This is a genomic window from Pseudomonas sp. B21-053 (assembly GCF_026016365.1).
GTDB classification, from domain to species: Bacteria; Pseudomonadota; Gammaproteobacteria; order Pseudomonadales; family Pseudomonadaceae; genus Aquipseudomonas; species Aquipseudomonas nunensis.
Genome location: NZ_CP087205.1, coordinates 2058118 through 2077566 on the forward strand (window position 1 = coordinate 2058118; position 19449 = coordinate 2077566).

14 protein-coding genes and 1 pseudogene are annotated in these 19449 nt (G+C 58.8%); 5 read left to right on the plus strand and 10 right to left on the minus strand.

The genetic code is table 11. The annotated features are described in order from the left end of the window. Positions 1–109 precede the first annotated feature (109 nt). Both LOY68_RS09500 and LOY68_RS09505 read right to left on the minus strand, forming a co-directional pair. On the minus strand, positions 110–505 hold the full coding sequence (locus LOY68_RS09500) for a hypothetical protein (protein WP_265044270.1): 396 nt from the start codon (positions 503–505) through the stop codon (positions 110–112). Further along, positions 502–5379: pseudogene (locus LOY68_RS09505) on the minus strand (RHS repeat-associated core domain-containing protein). Before LOY68_RS09505 ends, LOY68_RS09500 begins: the two are co-directional and overlap by 4 nt. Before the next feature lie 260 nt (positions 5380–5639). On the opposite strand from LOY68_RS09505, the gene LOY68_RS09510 reads away from it, so the two are divergent. Further along, positions 5640–6335, plus strand: coding sequence for an HAD-IA family hydrolase (locus tag LOY68_RS09510; RefSeq protein ID WP_054053961.1), 696 nt, complete (start codon positions 5640–5642; stop codon positions 6333–6335). A gap of 107 nt (positions 6336–6442) precedes the next feature. On the opposite strand, the gene LOY68_RS09515 is transcribed toward LOY68_RS09510, so the two are convergent. Further along, positions 6443–7189 (minus strand): 3-oxoacyl-ACP reductase family protein, encoded by a 747-nt coding sequence (locus LOY68_RS09515; protein ID WP_054053963.1) that lies wholly within the window; start codon positions 7187–7189, stop codon positions 6443–6445. A gap of 125 nt (positions 7190–7314) precedes the next feature. Here LOY68_RS09515 and LOY68_RS09520 point away from each other — a divergent pair, with 125 nt between their 5' ends. Then, positions 7315–8238, plus strand: a complete 924-nt coding sequence (locus LOY68_RS09520; RefSeq protein WP_265044271.1) for a LysR family transcriptional regulator — start codon at positions 7315–7317, stop codon at positions 8236–8238. A 109-nt stretch (positions 8239–8347) separates the two neighbouring features. On the opposite strand, the gene LOY68_RS09525 is transcribed toward LOY68_RS09520, so the two are convergent. The 3 genes from LOY68_RS09525 to LOY68_RS09535 all read right to left on the minus strand — a co-directional run bounded on the left by LOY68_RS09525 (position 8348) and on the right by LOY68_RS09535 (position 11995). Then, on the minus strand, positions 8348–9076 hold the full coding sequence (locus LOY68_RS09525; RefSeq protein WP_054053967.1) for an aspartate/glutamate racemase family protein: 729 nt from the start codon (positions 9074–9076) through the stop codon (positions 8348–8350). A 57-nt stretch (positions 9077–9133) separates the two neighbouring features. Then, complete coding sequence (locus tag LOY68_RS09530; RefSeq protein ID WP_265044272.1) at positions 9134–10675, minus strand: NCS1 family nucleobase:cation symporter-1; 1542 nt, start codon at positions 10673–10675, stop codon at positions 9134–9136. A 579-nt stretch (positions 10676–11254) separates the two neighbouring features. Further along, complete coding sequence (locus LOY68_RS09535) at positions 11255–11995, minus strand: phosphoadenylyl-sulfate reductase (RefSeq protein ID WP_265044273.1); 741 nt, start codon at positions 11993–11995, stop codon at positions 11255–11257. Positions 11996–12168: 173 nt separating this feature from the next. On the opposite strand from LOY68_RS09535, the gene thrH reads away from it, so the two are divergent. Next, positions 12169–12786 (plus strand): bifunctional phosphoserine phosphatase/homoserine phosphotransferase ThrH, encoded by a 618-nt coding sequence (gene thrH, locus LOY68_RS09540; RefSeq protein ID WP_054053971.1) that lies wholly within the window; start codon positions 12169–12171, stop codon positions 12784–12786. Between the two features lie 84 nt (positions 12787–12870). Here the strand turns inward: thrH and pabB are convergent, their stop codons facing one another. From pabB to LOY68_RS09560, 4 genes are all read right to left on the minus strand, one after another. After that, complete coding sequence (gene pabB, locus LOY68_RS09545; RefSeq protein WP_265044274.1) at positions 12871–14208, minus strand: aminodeoxychorismate synthase component I; 1338 nt, start codon at positions 14206–14208, stop codon at positions 12871–12873. A 180-nt stretch (positions 14209–14388) separates the two neighbouring features. Beyond that, positions 14389–15375: an alpha-L-glutamate ligase-like protein gene (locus tag LOY68_RS09550; RefSeq protein WP_163909185.1), complete on the minus strand. Its 987-nt coding sequence runs from the start codon at positions 15373–15375 to the stop codon at positions 14389–14391. Next, positions 15375–16907, minus strand: coding sequence for an inactive transglutaminase family protein (locus LOY68_RS09555; protein WP_163909186.1), 1533 nt, complete (start codon positions 16905–16907; stop codon positions 15375–15377). The genes LOY68_RS09550 and LOY68_RS09555 overlap by 1 nt, the downstream gene beginning before the upstream one ends. Before the next feature lie 5 nt (positions 16908–16912). Then, complete coding sequence (locus LOY68_RS09560; RefSeq protein WP_054053979.1) at positions 16913–17449, minus strand: ATP-dependent zinc protease; 537 nt, start codon at positions 17447–17449, stop codon at positions 16913–16915. 304 nt (positions 17450–17753) lie between these two features. Here LOY68_RS09560 and LOY68_RS09565 point away from each other — a divergent pair, with 304 nt between their 5' ends. Together LOY68_RS09565 and prpB are read left to right on the plus strand one after the other, a co-directional pair. Further along, entirely contained in the window at positions 17754–18476 is a 723-nt protein-coding gene (locus LOY68_RS09565) for a GntR family transcriptional regulator (protein WP_265044275.1), read from the plus strand. Further along, positions 18473–19363 (plus strand): methylisocitrate lyase, encoded by an 891-nt coding sequence (gene prpB / locus LOY68_RS09570; RefSeq protein WP_008146328.1) that lies wholly within the window; start codon positions 18473–18475, stop codon positions 19361–19363. Before LOY68_RS09565 ends, prpB begins: the two co-directional genes overlap by 4 nt. Positions 19364–19449: the final 86 nt, after the last annotated feature.

Consider the following 19449-nt stretch of genomic DNA (forward strand, 5'->3'; position numbering starts at 1 on the left):
ATGCGGTAGCCTTATTTGCCTTAGAAAAAAGTTAGCAAGCAACTGCTCTATATAGCTCGTTTTTGTAGATGGTTTACTTTGATCGTCCAATCGGTCGTGTTCAGCATTATCAGGTTTTCTCTGATTCGATCCATCGCATATAAAATGCTCTTTGTTCATCGGGGTCATTTGTTAGGTCGCTTTCGTCATAGTCAAAAATATAGATGACATCGTCAAGAGTCGATTCCTGCCCCATAGTTAATTCATAAGCTTTTAATCCAAGGGACATTTGGGAGGACATACTGGAGGTATGGACGTTTATTTTTGATCCTTTGCATAAGAATTTTATTTCTGGATTGTCTTGTCTGACGCGGCCGAAACATCTAAAAAAGTCAGTGTCGAAATAAGTTTTGCAAGATCCGCTAGCCATTTTAAAGGCAATAGAGATCTTTTTGTTGTTGCAGTTTAGTTCGGCAGGCTCTTTTTTACCATTGATGCTTATGATTATACTTACGGTTGATATCATTTTCTAATAACCCTATTTGGATTTGGTATTGAGTAACCAAGTTCTCTGCCGTCATCAATTACTAGTGTTGCACCGAGCACGTCCTCATTTTTTATGCGGCCTCGAATGGCTATCTCTTTTTCAATTCCAAATTGATACATTGCGCCAAGCTCCTCCTTTAAATTATATCCGGGAATATTTTGAAGGTTGTAGAGATATCCCGTTTTAGTGTGAAAACCTGTGGCAAAAGTTTTTCCTACATCTCTAGATGTCGAAGTACTAATAAAATTGCTAGGGGGATGGTCGCTGTCTATAGAGTGAAGGAGCAAATCATCACTTTTTCCTTTGCTCTTGAAGCCAGTATCAAAGACATCATCAGGGTCTCGATCGTCTCCTCGGTATAGGTACTTGTCTTCACCATTCAATTTGGGTAGGACGGGTTCACCATTTTCTACTATCGCCGTCCCAGCCGGATCCTCTTCCCCAATCTCCGGCCGCTTACACCCATCCCCTCCAGGACAAGTATTCAACCCCAACGGATCAACCCACCCCGTCGGATTCGGCGTGTATTGGTACTGGTTCAACCCTCCCGCCAACTTTACAGGATCCGGCGTCAGGTACCGTCCAACATCCGGGTTGTAATACCGGTGCCGGTTGTAGTGCAGTCCCGTATCCGCATCGAAGTACTGCCCTTGAAACCGCAACGGCTGGTCCAATACTTGATGTGTATCGCGGTTCAGCCGGGTCAGTCGGCCGTAGGCGGTGTATTGCGCGGCCCAGACAATTTCGCCGCTGTAGTCGGTCAGTTCCTGCGGTGTGCCGAGGTGGTCTAGTTGGTAGTAGAACGGGCAGGCCTGTAGCGGGCCTTTGCCGTCGAGCATCGCCAGCGGGCGGAAGGTGCCGGGTTCGTAAATGTAGCTGCGGTAATGCTCGGAGCTGCTTTCGGCGACAACCTTATCGCCTTGCCAGAAGAACTCGGTGGTCTTGTTATCGACGGTTTTGGCGATGCGGCGGCCGAAGGCGTCGTAGCGATAATTCGCACAACTTCCATTCGGTAGCGTGACGCCAATTAGCCGGTGCTGGCAGTCGTAGCGATACTCGGTGACGAGTTTCTGCGCAGTGCCGCGCCGTTCGCGGATGAGATTGCCGAAGGCGTCGTAGTCGTAATGACGGTCGCCCTGCATCAGCAGACGATTGCCTTTTACGCTGGCCAGACCGGGACGGTCTTGCATTAGCAGGTTGCCCGCCGGGTCGTGGGCGAAGCTTTCCGGTGGGTTGTCGCGGGAATGGCGGGCGCGGATCAGGCGATTCAGAGCGTCGTAAACATAGCTGCGTTGACCGTGTCGGGTGTCGGCGATGCTGTCGAGATTGCCGTTGGCGCTGTAGGCATAATCGCGGCGGTACAGAGGTCGTCGCTGTTGGCTGACGGAGTGGGCTTTCAGGCGACCTTGGTCGTCGTACTGGTAATCGCTGAGCAACAAGCCTTGCTGGCGGTGCTGTTCGCGCCCCGTGGCGAAGGTGTGGGACGTCAGCCGCGCGCCATTAAGGTCGATGGCCGTCAGCGTGCCGCCCTTGGCGTGGTGGTAATCGAGTTTGCTGTTGTCCGGCAGGCGAATGTGATTGAGCTGGCCGCAGGCGTTGTAGCTATAACGCAAGGTGCCCCAGCCTTGGTGTTCGGTGATGAGACGGTCTTGCAGGTCGTAGGCAAATTCCAATGGATGGTCGTGACCATCATCAACGCTGACCAGGCGCCCGAGGCTGTCATAGCGATATTCGACCTTGATGCCGTCGGGCAGCGTCTTGACCAGCAAGCGCCCGGCCGAGTCCCGCTGGTAACCGGTGATGAGCGTCGAACCGTCATCGCCGAACTCGGTTTTCTCCAGCAGTTGCCCATTGAGGTCGTAGGCATACGCCGTGCGCTGCCCGTCGAATCCGGTTTCTTGTCGGATCAATCCATTGGGCGTGTAGTCCAGCTGATATTTTTCGCCGGATTCGTTTTCGATTTGCGTCAGCAATAACTGCGCGTTGTCGTAGCGATACTTCAGCTGAGTGCCGTCAGGGTTGATGCGGCGGCTGACCAGATGCAGGTCGTCGGCATATTCGTAGCGAGTGACGCGGCCCAGTTCGTCCTGCTCGGCGGTGATCTTGCCGTAGGCGTTGTAGCTGAAAGCGCGGGTGGCGCCTGTAGGTAAAGTCGTCTGGACCAGTCGGCCGACGGCATCCCATTGGTAATGGGTGACGGCACCGTGTTCGTCCTGGCGGGTAATCCGTCGCCCCAGTGCATCGTAGGAAAACCGCCGTTGCCCGCCGTCCGGCAACGTCTCTTCGACCAATTGCCCCAGACCGTTCCTGACGAACATGTGCCGACTGGTGTCGGGATAACGGATCGACAGCAACTGCCCCTGCGCGCCTTAGTGGTAATGGGTGACCTGTCCATCCGGGTCGACAGCTTCGGTGACATCCCCCCGAGCGTCACGCCGATACATCCACACCGCTTTGCCGCGACGCCGGGCATGCAGGAAACCGTTGCGATATTCGTAGGAAGTCGGCTCGCCTTCTGGCGGAATTTGCGCCACGAGACGTCCGACTTCGTCATAGCGGTATTCCGTCACCGCCCCGAGCGGGTCCTGCTCGGCAATCAATCGGCCCTTGTTGTCATAGGCCTTGCGATGCTCACCGCCATTCGGTTCAACCCGGCGTACCAAGCGCGCCCTATCGTCATGGACGTAAGCTTCTTCGCTGCCATCGACGTTCTTAACCACAACCCCGCCCTGGTCATCCCAGGTGTAAGCGGTGTCCATCTGCGAAAAACTCGCCCGGTGGCGGATGCATCGCGCAGCCTTGCCGGACTTTTCCCACTCCCAGAAGAAACTTGCCCCACCCGCCAGTTGCCGCTGCAGGATCACGTGCTGATCGTCGTAGTCGTACCGTTCGCTTTCGCCCGCGGCATTGGTCGCTTCGATCAGGTGATGACGGGCGTCGTAGCGGTAGGAAACCAGCGTCTGTTCTGTACGCCAGGCGTCACTCAGGGAGTCGGCAGGATGAAACGTCTGATACTCGATAGCGATGAGGTGTCGGCGCTCGTAACACAACAGCAGCGAACGCCCGGCCCCGTTGTCGAGGCGCTGAATGCGATCCTCGCGATCGCGGGTGATATGTAGCCGGTTGCCATAGGCATCGCTGATCGCCGTCAACTTCCCGTTTCGGAAGTGGTAGAACCTCGGCGTCTCGCCCGCCAGCGCGACAATCAGTTCTTGCGGCTCATCCCCTAAGTAAATCGCCGCCCGCGACAGGCTGTTATGTATCGCCGGGCGCTCGACACTCGGCAGCGGAAACGTCGTACGGCGGTTTTCATGGTCGATCCAGATGACTCGCTGACCATCCCGCTCCAGACGGTGGGCGAGGGAATGAGTCCAGCCCCAGCCCAGGCCACAGTCGAGTTCTACGGCGCTGGTGCGATACAGCCGGGTGAACTCGAACGGCAGGATTCCGTCCAGTGAACCGTCGGTCAGGGTCAGCAGCTCTTCGCCGGTGACCATCGACACCGGGCAGCCATTGGTGCAGGTCAACGGCCCGCAATCAGCGCTGTCGCCGTTAGGATTCGTCGCCTGGTCCGACGCGTCATGCTGAGGTTCGTGTGAGACCAATAGCGTTTGTGCGTCAGTTTTGTCCCGAGCGATGGGCACCGGGTTTTTCACCACCAGAACCGGTGACTCGCCGTTACGAATCTCCAGCGGCACTGTCGGCGTTGGCCTCACCGGCGCATGACGCGCATTGACCGCCAGCGGTTTGAACGCATCTGCGTGGGTAGTCAGCCTGGATTCGGCGGTCAACTCGCTCAGGCGTAACGTGGCGGCCGCCAGCCATTGCCGTGCCCGTGGTGATTTGACTTTACCCAGCACCTTGGCACTTAAAGCGATCTTCACGCCTTGTCCGCGGGTCACCGCCATCAGTAGGAAAGCGATCAGCAGTTCTGTACGAATTTCCGCCACCACCTCGGCGACGAATTGCGGCGGCAGCATCCTCAGCCAACTGGTAAACGCGGCGAGGTGAATAAATAGCAGCGGCTCATCACTCAGCAGCAACAAGCCATTGGCGATGGCATCAGCGGAGGCCGCGAGCAGCGCTTCCAGCTCGGCCTGGGTCAGGTAATCCAGCAACTTTTCGCTATTGGCTTGCAGGTCGGCGAGCAGGGCGTAGACCTGTTTCACGTCATCCCAAACACCCTGCAACGAATTTCTGACACCCAGCCAGTCCGCTTCTTGCAGCAGGCCGTAGCGCTCACGAAAGCCGGCGCTGGCGAATTCTGTCCACAGCGGCTCGAACTCGTTGGTCCATTCCGCGCGCAGCCAACCTTCGAGTTCGTCGATCAGGCCTTGATAAGAGGCGTAGAGCACCTTGACGTGCTCGACTGAAACATCGGGAAAGAAGGTGATGCGATAACGCTGGCCCCGACTGCAATCGGAAACTTCGAGAATGCCGCTGGGGCCGATGGTCTTGTGGACGGGTTCACCGAATGTCAGCTTACCGTTGTGATCCGCGATCACCGGTTCGAGCATCACCGGTGTGTTGCCGATCGGCACGAAACGCGCCGCCTCGAACATATGCACCAGGGTCAACGGGCCTTCGGCGGGGCATTGGGTTACCACGGAGCTGACGGGCGTGGGGGGGTTCAGCGGAGCGCGAAGACGAACATCGTTGCCGACCTTGAACACCTGCTCGACATCCAGTGCCCAACCGCTCCAGAAGTTTTCTGCCCAACGCTCGTAGTCGTTCAGGCAGAGGCGAAACTCACCGAGTACCGCTTCGACATCGGGTTGCTCCGGGTTCATGGCGGCGACCACCATCAGGCCGATGGTGTTGTTCAGGGCCAGGAGTCCATTGGGGTCGAACATTCGCAGTCACTCGCGCGCTTCAATAAAGGACGCGAGACTTTGCGGGGGATCGTCGAGGAAAGAAGTCAGGAAAGGAGGTGTTTGCTGTAGGGATAGTCGCTAAATCAGCCACAGCACAGGAATACAGGTTTTTTCACCCGTCGGTCATTGCACGTTGCCCTCAGCCAGCCGCGCTCGTTATGCTGCTGAACCCTTTAATCGATCCGAGTACTGGCCGTACCTGAGCCGCCTGGGATGTCTTTAAGAACGGATCAGATGCGATGAATGCACCACTGAAAGCGTTCGGCCCGATCAAGGCCGTGATTTTCGACATGGATGGCTTGCTGCTGGACACCGAGGGCATTTACACCGAGGTCACGTCGATGATTGTCGAACGTTATGGCCGAACCTTCGACTGGAGCATCAAACAGAACATCATCGGCCGTGGCGCGGGTGACCTGGCGCGTTATGTGGTCGAGGCGCTGGATTTGCCGATCACTGCCGAAGAATTCCTGGTGATCCGCGAGCCGCTGATGCGCGAGCGTTTCCCCAAGGCACTGGCGATGCCGGGTGCCGAGGAGCTGGTTCGGCACTTGAAGGCCAACAACATTCCGATTGCGGTGGGCACCAGCTCCTCCCGCCAATCATTCGGCCAGAAAACCACGTTGCACCGTGACTGGTTTGCGCTGTTTGATTTTGTTGTTACAGCGGATGATCCGGAAGTGGGTGCAGCCAAACCGGCACCGGATATCTTCCTGACGGCTGCACGGCGCCTGGGTGTCGCGCCTGAAGATTGCCTGGTATTCGAGGATTCGCCGTTTGGCGTCACTGCGGCGAAAGCGGCGGGGATGACCGCGATAGCGATCCCGGATGCAGCGATGGCGGACGAAAAGTACGCACATGCAGATGGGATTCTTCGTACGTTGAAGGCGTTCACGCCGAGTGAATGTGGTTTGCCGGCACTTGAATGGGCGTGATGCGGTAAATGTGGGAGCGGGCTTAACATTCAACAACAATGTTGACTGTTAGTCCGCTTTCGCGAGCAGGCTCGCTCCCACATTTGATTGGCGTTGGCAGACCTGTATCAGGCGCCGAAACCACCATCGATCGTCAGGCTGGCACCGGTGATGTAACCCGCTTCCGGGCCGACCAGGTAAGCGACGAAGCTGGCGATTTCTTCTGCTTTGCCATAACGACCTACCGCCATCAACGGGATCAGGCTCTCGGCGAAGTCACCGCTGGCCGGGTTCATGTCGGTGTCGACCGGGCCCGGTTGCACGTTGTTGATGGTGATGCCGCGCGGACCGAGGTCGCGGGACAGGCCTTTGGTCAGGCCGACCAGCGCCGCTTTGCTCATGGCGTACGGGCCACCACCGGCGAAGGGCATGCGGTCGGCGTTGGTGCTGCCGATGTTGATGATGCGACCGCCTTCGGTCATGTGTTTGGCCGCGGCCTGGGTGGCAATGAACACGCTGCGCACGTTGATAGCCAGGGTCTGGTCGAAGTCTTCGAGTTTGAAATCTTCCAGTGGCGCGACGGCCAGTACGCCGGCGTTGTTGACCAGGATGTCCAGGCGACCGAAGGCTTCTACGGTGGCAGTCACCGCGTTGCGAATGGCGTCGGCATCGGCGCTGTCAGCTTTGATGGCGAGGGCTTTGCCGCCGTTGCCGGTGATACTGTTCTGCAATTCTTCAGCCTTGGCGGTGGAGCTGACGTAGGTGAAGGCAACCGCGGCGCCTTCAGCAGCCAGACGTTTGACAATGGCTGCGCCGATACCGCGGGACCCGCCTTGAATCAAAGCCACTTTGCCGCTGAGGTTCTGAGTAGTCATATCGATCTCCAAAGTCCCGAGGCGAGATGTCTCGGTTGATGGAGCCTAGTATCGATTCCGGATTACCTGCTGTGTAGAGGGTAATTGCGATAGTCTGTGTAAACCAAAAGTTTATAGTGGCGATCATGGAAACCTTCAGCAGTATCGAATGCTTCGTGCGTAGCGCCGAAGTTGGCAGCTTCGCCGAAGCCGCGCGGCGCCTGAGCCTGACCCCGGCGGCCGTGGGCAAGAGCGTTGCCAAACTGGAAGCGAGACTGGGTGTGCGGCTGTTTCAACGCAGCACCCGCAGCCTGACACTCACCGAGGCTGGCCAGTTATTTTTGAGTGAAGTCAGCGCCAGCCTGCACACCATTCAAAACGCCGTGGCCAACCTCGCGAGTGCCGAAGGGCGCCCGGCAGGCACGCTGAAAGTCAGCATGGGCACGGTGTTCGGGCGGTTATATATCGTGCCGTTACTGGGGGAATTTCTAAAACGCTTTCCGGCGATCAACCCGGACTGGCATTTCGATAATCGCCAGGTCGATCTGATCGCTCAGGGTTTTGATGCGGCGATTGGCGGCGGATTCGAACTGCCTCAGGGCGTGGTGGCGCGCAAGTTGACGCCGGCGCATCGGGTACTGGTGGCATCGGCCGACTATCTGGCAGGGCGTGAGGCGATCGTCGAACCTGACGACCTCAAATCGTGCGACGGGATTCTGATCCGCTCACCGCAGACCGGTCGCGTGCGCTCCTGGCAACTGACCAGTCGCGCTCAGCAACACAGCCCGTTGGTGCTCAAGGCGCGGATGACCATGAGCGACTCGGAGGCAGCGTGTGCCACGGCGGCTCAGGGTTTGGGGATCGCGCTGGTGAGCATGCCGTTTGCCGTGGGGTATCTGGAGGTGGGGACGTTGCAGCGGGTTTTGCCGGACTGGTACGTCGACGATGGCAACATTTCGATCTATTACGCGGAGCACAAATTGTTGCCGGGCAAGACCCGGGCGTTTGTGGATTTCATTATTGAGCAGTTTGCGGAGCGGGGGTTGGGGGAGCGGTTTAGTGCGATTTGAGTTCGACTTGGGACCGAGGTGAGGCCTTCGCGGGCGAGCCTCGCTCCTACAGGTCCTGCGCAAATCCCTGTAGGCGCGAGGCTTGCCCGCGAAGAACGAAAACGCGGTGTTACCTGCCAAACCGCCCCGGCCACCCAATAATCGTCTTCGGCCGCGGTGTCGCATAAGTCCGCACCTTCGACGTCGACAACCCCAACCGCACCAGCGATTCAGCAATGGTCACTGCCGCCGTCACACCATCCACTACCGGCACACCGGTGCGTTGGCGGATCTGCTCATCCAGTCCGGCCATGCCGCCGCAGCCCAGGCATATCACTTCAGCCTTATCCTCCAGCACCGCCAATTCCGCCTGGCGAACAATCGCCTCCAGCGCGCGCTGCGGATCGGATTCCAGCTCCAGCACCGCTAAACCGCTGGCGCGCACGGACGCACAACGATCCCACAACCCCGACAACTTCAGGCGATCCTCGATCAGCGGCACGGTGCGATCCAGGGTGGTGACGACCGAGTAAGCGTGGCCGAGGAACATCGCGGTGCTGGCGCCGGCATCGGTGATGTCCACCACGGGCACGTTGAGCAATTCCTGCAAACCTTCGCGACCGTGTTCGCCATAACCGGCCTGGATCACCGCGTCGAAGGGCTGGTCGTAGGACATGACCCGGTCCATCACCGCGATGGCCGCCAGGTAACTTTCGAAATTGCCTTCGATGGAATCGGCACCAAAATACGGCGTCAGGCCGACGATTTCAGTGCCGGGCGCAGCCACGGACTGGGCCTGGCGGGCGATGGCCTGGGTGATGGATTCGGTGGTGTTGACGTTGACCACGAGAATTCGCATGGGAAGTCCTTATAGCGGGGTGGTTCTGCGGCCCGACGCTGCCGGGCCGCCAGGGGATTAATGGCTGACGTTATCGACCGCGATGCATTCGCCGCTGACATCGTCGTAATGCGGCTGCCGTTTGGCGATGATCAGGTAGAACATCCCTGCAATCCCGGCGCCAATCAGCCAGGAGAAAGGCGATACAAGATGGAAGCCCGGCATCAGCGCCAGGACGATGGCGATCAAGGCTGCAGGAATGAACGCCGCCACGGCGCGGAGATTGACGCCACGGCTGTAGTAATAAGCACCGTTGGGGTCTTCGCTGTACAACTGCGGCACGTTGATCTGACCTTTTCGTATAAGCCAGTAGTCGACCATGATCACTCCGTACAACGGGCCGAGCAGGGCGCCGAGGCCGGACAGGAAATACACGATCACCAACGGGCTGTTGTAGAGGTTCCACGGCAGGATCAGCACGGCGATGGCCGCGCTGATCAATCCGGCGCGGCGGAAGGTCAGGTATTTCGGCGCCAGGTTGCTGAGCACGAAGGCCGGGGCGACGAAGTTGGCCATGATGTTCACCGCGACGGTGACGATCAGGAAGGCGAGGCAACCGAGCACCAGGAAGAAGGTGTTGGGGATTGAGGCGATGATTTCGGTCGGGCTTTCGATGATCCGGCCATTGATCTGAAATTGCGCACCGCAAAGCAGGACGGTGATGCTGGCGAACACCAGAATATTCACCGGCAGGCCCCAGAAATTGCCGACCTTGATGGTCTTGCGGCACGGCGAGGAACGGGCGAAGTCGCAGAAGTTGAGGATCAGCGTGCCGTAGATCGACAGCCACAGCGCACCACCGGCGAAGATATTGCGCCACATTTCACCACCGGTCAGCGGTTCGCGGATCGACCAGGCGATGGTTGCGTCGGCCTGGAAGTACATCCATCCGGCGAGGGAAGCGACGGTCAGCAGAATCACCGGCCCGGCAAATGCCTCGTAGCGCCGCACCATCTCCATGCCATACGCGAGGATCGCCAGCTGCACGAACCAGATCACCACGAAACAGATCCAGCCCAAGGTCGACAGGCCGAGGATCGAGTTGTGGTCGTAATCGGCGAAACCGGGATGCACCGCCGTCAGCAGTACGCGAAAGACCACCGAGGCCAGGTACGTCTGAATTCCGAACCAGGCGATGGCGATAACGGCGCGGATCAGTGCAGGAATTTGCGCCCCGTGGATGCCGAAACTGATCCGGCTGATCACCGGGAACGGCACCCCGGTTTTCTGGCCCATGTAGCCGGAGAGGTTCATGAAGCAATACACCAGCGCCGCGCCGATCCCCAGCGACAATAAAATCTGCCAACCGCCCAGGCCCAAGGCATACAGGCCGATGGCGAACGAGTAGTTGGCGATGTTGTGAACGTCGTTGGTCCACAGGGCAAAGATGCTGTAGCGCCCCCAACGCCGGCCTTCGGCTTTGGTCGGCGCCAGGTCTTTGTTGTGCAGGCGCGAGCTGAGTACCACCGGCGTTTGAAGGGGCTGATCGTGAACATTGAGGGCAGGTTGAGAGGAGGGCAGATCCAGCGCGATGTTGTTATTGGATAGGCTAGTACGCATTCCGGCAGGCTCCTGATCCTCGAACGCCGCGATGACTGTGCATGAGCATTGGCTCGACAAATCTTCGTCGCGGGGTGGCGAGAATCACTGGTTACGGGGCATCTGCAGCCTGTACGGGATAGGGCGCTTCAGGCTTGCGGATCGAAAGTGTGTGTATGTTTTGAATTGGATTGTATACAAAACATATTTGCACTTAAGCCAGATCTATGCCATCTCTGGATCTATGTATTTCGGCATTAATTTCGTTTTGTTATTGGTGAGCGTTAAGTAACTGAAAATAAAACGCTATAAATTGACCGATTGAACAGGTATTTATTTTTCCGTGGGGGATTTGGGAAACGTCGACTGAGGAAGTCAGGAAGGAGAGGTGTAACTTTTTGGGGCGATGAAACAAAAAGTGCACACATAAATGGCACTTATGGTGACATTCGTGTGTACACATTTATGAAGTTGGCGATGTGCCCCTGTGGGAGCGAGCCTGCTCGCGAAGACGGACTGACATTCAACATCGATGTCGCCTGATACACCGCCTTCGCGAGCAGGCTCGCTCCCACATTTGGATTTTTGCGAGGCTGAGGGTTATGCCTTGGATTTGCTGATGATATTGCCCGCGTGCAACCCGCATTCTTTCTGCGTCGCTTCTTCCCACCACCAGCGGCCTTCACGCTCGTGCTGGTTCGGTAACACCGGACGGGTGCACGGCTCGCAGCCGATGCTGATGAAGCCACGTTCGTGCAGGCTGTTATAAGGCAGCTCCAGCATGCGGATGTAACCCCAGATCTCTTCGCTGGTCATCTGCGCCAGCGGGTTGAACTTGTACAGCGTGCGCTCCGGGGTGGAGAACGCGGTGTCGATTTCCAGCACGGCGACCGCGCTGCGGGTGCCCGGGCTCTGGTCGCGGCGCTGGCCGGTGGCCCATGCGGGGACGTCGGACAGTTTGCGGCGCAGCGGCTCGATCTTGCGGATGCCGCAGCATTCGCCATGGCCGTCCTTGTAGAAACTGAACAGGCCTTTTTCCTTCACGAACGGTTCAAGTTTCGTGTAGTCCGGCGACACCAGTTCGATGTCGATCTTGTAGTGCTCGCGCACCTGATCGATGAAGCGGTAGGTCTCGGGGTGCAAGCGGCCGGTGTCGAGGCTGAACACCTTGACGTTCTTGTTCAGCTTCCAGGCCATGTCCACCAGCACCACGTCCTCGGCGCCGCTGAAAGATATCCACAGGTCATCGCCAAACTCGGCGAACGCGAGTTTCAGGATGTCCTGAGCGGATTTGTTGGCATAGGTCGTGGCGAGTTCCACGACATCGAACGATGGGCTCATCAGGGCGGCTTCCTACAGGTCGGTGGCGCTGGGCGCTCTATATGGGGCCGATGGTAACAAAATCCCACGGCTGCTGGCGCGCCCTCTGCGTTGCGCAGGCTCGCCCGAGTCGCTAGAGTTCGGCAGTCCTTTTGCTCGCTCGACTCAATAATCAATACAAATGGGAGTGTCTTGTGGAAATTGCCTGTCTGGATCTTGAAGGTGTGCTGGTCCCGGAAATCTGGATCGCCTTCGCCGAAAAAACCGGGATCGAATCCCTCAGGGCCACCACCCGGGACATTCCCGACTACGACGTGCTGATGAAGCAGCGCCTGCGGATCCTGGATGAGCATGGCTTGAAGCTCTCGGACATTCAGGAAGTGATCGCCACGCTGCAACCGCTGGACGGCGCCATCGAGTTCGTCAACTGGCTGCGCGAGCGCTTCCAGGTGGTGATCCTGTCGGACACGTTCTACGAGTTTTCCCAGCCGCTGATGCGTCAACTCGGCTTCCCGACCTTGCTGTGCCATCGCCTGATTACTGACGATGCCGGGCGGGTGACCAGCTATCAGTTGCGTCAGAAAGATCCCAAGCGTCAGTCGGTTTTGGCCTTCAAGAGCCTCTACTACCGGGTGATTGCGGCGGGGGATTCCTACAACGACACCACGATGCTGGGCGAGGCGGACGCCGGGATTCTATTCCATGCGCCGGACAACGTGATTCGCGAATTCCCGCAGTTCCCGGCGGTGCACAGCTTTGCGGATTTGAAGCAGGAATTTATCAAGGCTTCGAATCGCGCGCTCAGCCTGTAAAGCCATTCCCCGTAGGAGCTGTCGAGTGAAACGAGGCTGCGATCTTTAAATGCAAGATCAAGAGATCGCAGCCTTCGGCAGCTCCTACAGGTTTTGCAACGTATCCAGCAACACTTTCACCTTGGTAATCGATTCCTGATACTCGGCCTGCCATTCCGAGTCGGCGACAATCCCGCCGCCGCCCCAGCAACACACCTGCCCATCCTTGACCAGCAAACTGCGAATCGCGATGGAGCTGTCCATCTCGCCGCGCACGTCCAGGTACACCAACGAGCCGCAGTACAAGCCACGACGGGTCGGTTCCAGTTCATCAATGATCTGCATCGCACGGATCTTCGGCGCACCGGTAATCGAGCCGCCCGGGAAGCTGCCGGCGATCAGGTCCAGCGCGTCCTTATCGTCCGCCAATTCCCCGGTGACGCTGCTCACCAGGTGATGCACGTTCGGATAACTTTCCAGGCTGAACAACTCCGGCACCCGCACCGAACCGATGCGGCAGGTGCGACCGAGGTCGTTGCGCAGCAGATCGACGATCATCAGGTTTTCCGCGCGGTCCTTGGGACTGGCCAGCAGTTCGGCGGCATTCGCGGCGTCTTCGGCCGGAGTCACGCCGCGAGGGCGGGTGCCTTTGATCGGACGGGTTTCCACCTGACGCTGGCTGACTTTGACGAAGCGTTCCGGTGACAGGCTCAGCACCGCGCCGCCATCGGGCAGGCTCTGGAACCCGGAAAATGGCGTCGGGCAAGCCGCACGGAGCGCGCAATAGGCGGCCCATGGATCACCCTCGCATGGCGCGCGAAAGCGCTGGGCGAAGTTGACCTGATAGCAGTCACCGGCCTGGATGTACTGCTGGATCTGCTCAAGGGCCTGGCGATATTGGTCGGCGCTGAGGTCGGCATGCATTGGGCTGTTCAGTTTGAACGGCTGTACCGGGTCAACCTCAATCTGAGTGAACAGCGTGATCAGGCGTTGCCGCTCGTCATCGGCCAGCGTCGGGTGAAACACCAACTGACTGGTCTTCCGCTGGTGATCGCTGATCAACGCCCAGCCATACAAACCGAAGCGCGCATCCGGCAAGTGCAGGTCGTCCCGGGCCTGGCTCGGCAGGTTTTCCAGATGACGGCCGAAATCGTAACTCAGGTAACCGATCAGGCCGCCGGCGAAGGGCAACTCATCGGGGACGGACGCTTCGCCCAGCTGTGTCAGATTGTCCCGAAGGCGTTTCAGGAAATCGGCACCGCTTTCCTCCGCGAGCACGGCCAACTGCGCCAGCGGCCAGGCGCTGAGCAAATCAAAGCGCCCGCGATCGGCACTTGGCCGGCCACTGTCGAGCAGCACGGCACCGGGGGCATGACGAATCGCCGCGAAGTAGTCGGCGGGGTTGGTGCGATAGGGGAGCGGGTGTACGGAACAGGTCAACATGAGCGTTGCGGATCAGCCATCGAGGCGGGGTGGCGATTGTAGTCCTCTGCAGGAATTGCTCCTAGAGGGGATGTCGGGGATTGGCAGATTGGGGGCAGGGTTGAGCGATTTGCTGAATGTTAGTCAGTCTTCGCGGGCAAGCCTCGCTCCTACAAGCGAAGGCCGCACCTCAATCCCGGATCAACCCTCAACCGGCGGAATATGCCCAAACATCTCCTGAACAAACTCCACCCGCTCTTGCACGGTCTCGACAATCCCGCGAGCCTTCAACTCTTCCAGCCGCGCCTCGACCGCATGGGTGCGCAACGTCAGCCCACAATCATTGGCAATCTGGATGTTCAACCCCGGCCGGGCGTTCAGCTCAAGAATCAGCGGGCCTTTTTCCTGGTCGAGCACCATGTCCACGCCGATGTAACCCAGGCCGCACAACTCATAGCAGCCAGCGGCGAGTTTCATGAAACCGTCCCAGTAGGGCAGTTGCACGCCATCCACCGCGTTGGTGGTGTCCGGGTGTTTGGTGATGATGTTGTTCAACCAGGTGCCGCGCAGGGTCAAACCGGTGGCTAGGTCCACACCGACGCCAATTGCGCCCTGGTGCAGGTTGGCCTTGCCGCCGGACTGGCGGGTCGGCAGGCGCAACATGGCCATCACTGGGTAACCCATCAACACGATGATGCGGATGTCCGGCACGCCTTCGTAGCTGATGCTCTTGAAGATCTGGTCCGGCGTCACGCGGTATTCGATCAGCGCGCGATCCCGGTGGCCGCCCAGGGAATACAGGCCGGTGAGGATACTTGAGACATGGTGCTCGATTTCCTCATGGCTGATGATCTTGCCGGACACCGTGCGATAACGCCCCTCGAAGCGGTCGGCCACCACAATAATGCCGTCACCGCCCGCGCCCTGGGCCGGTTTGATCACGAAGTCGCTGCGCCCGCCAATGATCTTGTCGAGGTTGTCGATTTCTTTCTCGGTGGAAATGATTCCGTACAACTCCGGCACGTTAATGCCGGCGGCAATCGCGCGTTCCTTGGTGATGATCTTGTCATCGACAATCGGGTACAGGCTGCGCTTGTTGTACTTGAGCACGTAGTCCGCGTTGCGCCGATTGATCCCCATGATGCCCCGGGCTTCCAGGGCCTTCCAGGTCTTCCAGAAACCGAACATTACGAGTCAGCCTTGAGGAACGCTTTGAAGCGGACCAGCTCGGTCAGGCGGTAGCCGCGATAGCGACCCATGGCCAGCATGAAACCCACCAGGATCAACAGGATCGCCGGGAAGGTGAACACGAAGTAGACCAGTTCTGGCACGCTCATGATCAGGTGCGCCAGGGAGGCGGCGAACAGCGTACCGATCGCCACTTTCAATGCGTGCCCGGCACCGCGTTCTTCCCAGGTGATCGACAGACGTTCGATGGTCATCGTCAGAATCACCATCGGGAACAGCGCCACCGACAACCCGCGCTCCAGGCCGAGTTTGTGGCTGAACAGGCTGATCGCCGCGATCAGCACCACGACAAAGGTCAGCACCACCGACAGCCTCGGCAGCATTTGCAGCTTCAAGTGTTCAAGGTAGGACCGCAGCGACAGCCCCAGTGCCGTGATGATGGTAAACAGCACAATCCCGAAGCCCAGTTGCGTCTCGCGGAAGGCCAGGGCGATCAGCACCGGAGTAAAGGTGCCGAGGGTCTGCAGGCCGATCAGGTTGCGCAGGATCAGGATCACCAGCACGCCAATCGGGATCATCACCATGATCATGAAGGTTTGCTGGGTTTGCAGCGGCAGGCCGTACAGCGAGTATTCGAGGAAGTTGGCGTCGGTGTTTTCGTCGGTCAGCTTGGCCAGGCGAATAGCGTTCATTTCGCTGTTGTTCAGGCTGAAGGTGACGTTGGCTTTCTTGCCGCCATCGACGGTGATCAGGTTTTCGTCGCCGGTCCACCACAGCAGGCGGTCGGTTGGCATGCCTTGTTCGCCGGTTTCCGGGTTGAAGTACAGCCAGTCGGTGCCATTGAAGCTGCGCAGCCACAGTTCAGGGGTTTGCGGTTGGTCGGCCACCAGACGGACGGTGTGGACCTTCTCTACCGGCACGTGGGCAATGGAGAGGACCAGCTCGACGATCCGGGCCTTGTTCGCGGTGGACGGATCGCCGCCGAGCAACAGCTTCACATTGTCATCGTTGAGATTGTTGACACGCTTGATCGCTTCGCCGACGAAGGTTTCGACGTCGGCCGAGTGTTGGCGGATCGGCGCGAGCAGGGCTTCGGCAGCCACTTTTTCCGCGCCTTCGACGGCGATGCTGTCGCGGAACGTCGGGCCTTTGATCTTGGATTTTTCGCCGCTGTAGCGCTTGGTCAGCACCAAACGGTAATAAAGCGTCTGGTTACCTTTGGCCCGACGCGCCGACCAGGTGACCTTGCGGTTGCCATCGACCCGGTTCACGGCCACGCCGTAGTTATTGGAGATGAAGCTTTCGTTCAGGCTCACATAGTCGCGGCTCAGCGGCGGCACGAACATCTGGATCTTGACCGGGTCCTTGGCACTGGCGACGAACTCGACCTTGGCGTCGATGTTCCACAAGTCGTCCGTGGCGTCTTCGGTGACGGGAATCCCGAGCACGAAGATCTGGTAGGCCGTAACTGAAATGCCCAGCACCACCAGAATGGCGATCAGGATTTTCAGGTGGAGGTTAATAGAGCGCATTGGAATTACTCTGCGGTATGAGCGTCGGTGGCGCAGGCGGGTTTGCCAGCAGCGTATTTAAGACTGGGGTCGACCAGCGCATCGAAACGTTTGAGGGCTTCGGAGCCGATCAGGAGCGGGTATTGGAAGGCGCTGCGGTCGGTCAGGTTCACTTCGATGCTGCGCAACGCCGAACCCATGCAGATATCCAGCTCGATCACCGGGCGGGCCGTGTACTTCTTGCCTTCTTCCGGGTCGTAGTCACCGGCCCGGCGCTTGATTTTGCTGACCCGGGCCAGTGGCCGTTCGATCGGGTGCGAGTGCGCGGCATCGATCGCCAGATAAAAGCGCACCCAGGATTCGCCATTGCGTTTGAAGCGTTTGATGTCGCGGGCACTCAAGGACGCGGTTTTTGCCCCGGTATCGAGTTTGGCAGCAACTTCCAGGTCGATGCCGTTCAGCGAGGCATACTCGTTGAGGCCGTACACGGTTTTTTCCCCCGCGGCGGCGACACCGGGCAGGAACAAGAAATAAAGAAAGGTGGGGAAGGGCTTGAGTCTCATAAATCCTGGGTGCGCAGCGGTCCGTACTTCGATTCAAGGCCCTGGCATTGCTGCGCAAGCTCCCTCGTATGCCTATCAGCTATTTATGACAAGCCGTGCAGATGCAAATGACAAACAAATGCGGGCGGCATTCTAGCACGGTGGTTTTATGGCGCCACCGCTGGCAGGGGGCTATAAACAAGGGTGCTGCGTCGTTATGGTGCAGGTGGTTATTAGACGATTGTCGACAATACCTATTTATCCTTTGACTCTACGGCCTGTATTCGCTAGTTTTTGCCGCATTGGCTAACAAGGTGTCGACAATATGCTGGATCAACCCGATCCCCCGGTCATTGCGCAGGATGATTCGGAAACACTTTCCGAGAACGTCTTCCGGCGCATCCAGGCGGCCATCGTCAAGGGCGAGATCGCCCCGGGCAGCAAGATCTCCGAGCCGGAGCTGGCCCGCACCTATGGCATCAGCCGCGGACCGTTGCGCGAAGCGATCCACCGTCTCGAAGGCCAGCGCCTGCTGGTGCGCATACCGCACGTCGGGGCGCGCGTCGTTTCCCTGAGTCACGCCGAGTTGCTGGAGCTCTACGAAATCCGCGAATCCCTGGAAGGCATGGCGTGTCGCCTGGCTGCCGAGCGCATGACCCTCGAAGAAATCGACGAACTGCGCCGGGTCCTCGAAACCCATGAGCGCGATGCGGCGTTCCAGGCCGGTGTCGGTTACTACCAGCAGGAAGGCGATTTCGACTTTCACTACCGGATCATCCAGGGCAGCGGTAATCGCACCCTGACCCAGATGCTCTGCGGCGAGCTCTATCAACTGGTGCGCATGTACCGCATCCAGTTTTCCACCACACCCAATCGCCCGCGCCAGGCCTTTGCCGAGCACCACCGGATTCTCGACGCCATCGCCGACCGTGACGGTGAGCTGGCCGAGTTGTTGATGCGTCGTCACATCGGCGCCTCCAAACGCAATATCGCCCGTCACTACCAGGACGGCGCCACTAAGACAGCCACTGAACGAGGTGAGTCATGAGTTCCAACAAGAGCACTCCAGGCCAGCGTTTCCGCGATGCGGTCGCCAGCGAGCATCCTTTGCAGGTGGTCGGCGCGATCAACGCCAACCACGCGCTGCTGGCCAAGCGCGCCGGTTTCAAGGCGATCTACCTGTCGGGTGGCGGGGTGGCTGCCGGCTCTCTCGGCGTGCCGGACCTGGGCATCACCGGCCTGGATGACGTGCTGACCGACGTGCGCCGCATCACCGACGTCTGCGACCTGCCGCTGCTGGTGGACGTGGACACCGGTTTCGGTTCCTCGGCGTTCAACGTCGCGCGCACCGTCAAGTCGATGATCAAGTTCGGCGCGGCGGCGATTCACATCGAAGACCAGGTCGGCGCCAAGCGCTGTGGCCACCGTCCTAATAAAGAGATCGTGTCGTTGCAGGAAATGGTCGACCGCATTAAAGCCGCCGTCGATGCCCGCACCGATGACAGCTTCGTGATCATGGCGCGCACCGATGCGCTGGCCGTTGAAGGCCTGGAATCTGCCCTGGATCGAGCCGCGGCGTGCATCGAGGCCGGCGCCGACATGATCTTCCCTGAAGCCATCACCGAACTGGACATGTACAAGCTGTTCGCCAGCCGCGTGAAAGCGCCGATCCTGGCCAACATCACCGAATTCGGCGCGACGCCGCTGTACACCACCGAGCAACTCGCCGCTGCCGACGTGTCGCTGGTGCTATACCCATTGTCGGCGTTCCGCGCGATGAACAAGGCGGCGGAAAACGTCTACACCGCGATCCGCCGCGACGGCACGCAACAGAACGTGATCGACACCATGCAAACCCGCATGGAGCTTTACGATCGCATCGACTACCACACCTTCGAGCAGAAGCTCGATGCGTTGTTTGCCGCGAAGAAATAATGAATACCTCCGTAGGAGCGAAGCTTGCTCGCGAAGACAGACTGACATTCAACATTAATGTCGTCTGAGACACCGCTTTCGCGAGC

Bases quoted from the DNA above. Each gene is read 5' to 3' on its own strand.
- LOY68_RS09500 (WP_265044270.1), bottom strand. From the start codon at position 505: ATGATATCAACCGTAAGTATAATCATAAGCATCAATGGTAAAAAAGAG.
- LOY68_RS09510 (WP_054053961.1), top strand. From the start codon at position 5,640: ATGAATGCACCACTGAAAGCGTTCGGCCCGATCAAGGCCGTGATTTTC.
- LOY68_RS09515 (WP_054053963.1), bottom strand. From the start codon at position 7,189: ATGACTACTCAGAACCTCAGCGGCAAAGTGGCTTTGATTCAAGGCGGG.
- LOY68_RS09520 (WP_265044271.1), top strand. From the start codon at position 7,315: ATGGAAACCTTCAGCAGTATCGAATGCTTCGTGCGTAGCGCCGAAGTT.
- LOY68_RS09525 (WP_054053967.1), bottom strand. From the start codon at position 9,076: ATGCGAATTCTCGTGGTCAACGTCAACACCACCGAATCCATCACCCAG.
- LOY68_RS09530 (WP_265044272.1), bottom strand. From the start codon at position 10,675: ATGCGTACTAGCCTATCCAATAACAACATCGCGCTGGATCTGCCCTCC.
- LOY68_RS09535 (WP_265044273.1), bottom strand. From the start codon at position 11,995: ATGAGCCCATCGTTCGATGTCGTGGAACTCGCCACGACCTATGCCAAC.
- pabB (WP_265044274.1), bottom strand. From the start codon at position 14,208: ATGTTGACCTGTTCCGTACACCCGCTCCCCTATCGCACCAACCCCGCC.
- LOY68_RS09550 (WP_163909185.1), bottom strand. From the start codon at position 15,375: ATGTTCGGTTTCTGGAAGACCTGGAAGGCCCTGGAAGCCCGGGGCATC.
- LOY68_RS09555 (WP_163909186.1), bottom strand. From the start codon at position 16,907: ATGCGCTCTATTAACCTCCACCTGAAAATCCTGATCGCCATTCTGGTG.
- LOY68_RS09560 (WP_054053979.1), bottom strand. From the start codon at position 17,449: ATGAGACTCAAGCCCTTCCCCACCTTTCTTTATTTCTTGTTCCTGCCC.
- LOY68_RS09565 (WP_265044275.1), top strand. From the start codon at position 17,754: ATGCTGGATCAACCCGATCCCCCGGTCATTGCGCAGGATGATTCGGAA.
- prpB (WP_008146328.1), top strand. From the start codon at position 18,473: ATGAGTTCCAACAAGAGCACTCCAGGCCAGCGTTTCCGCGATGCGGTC.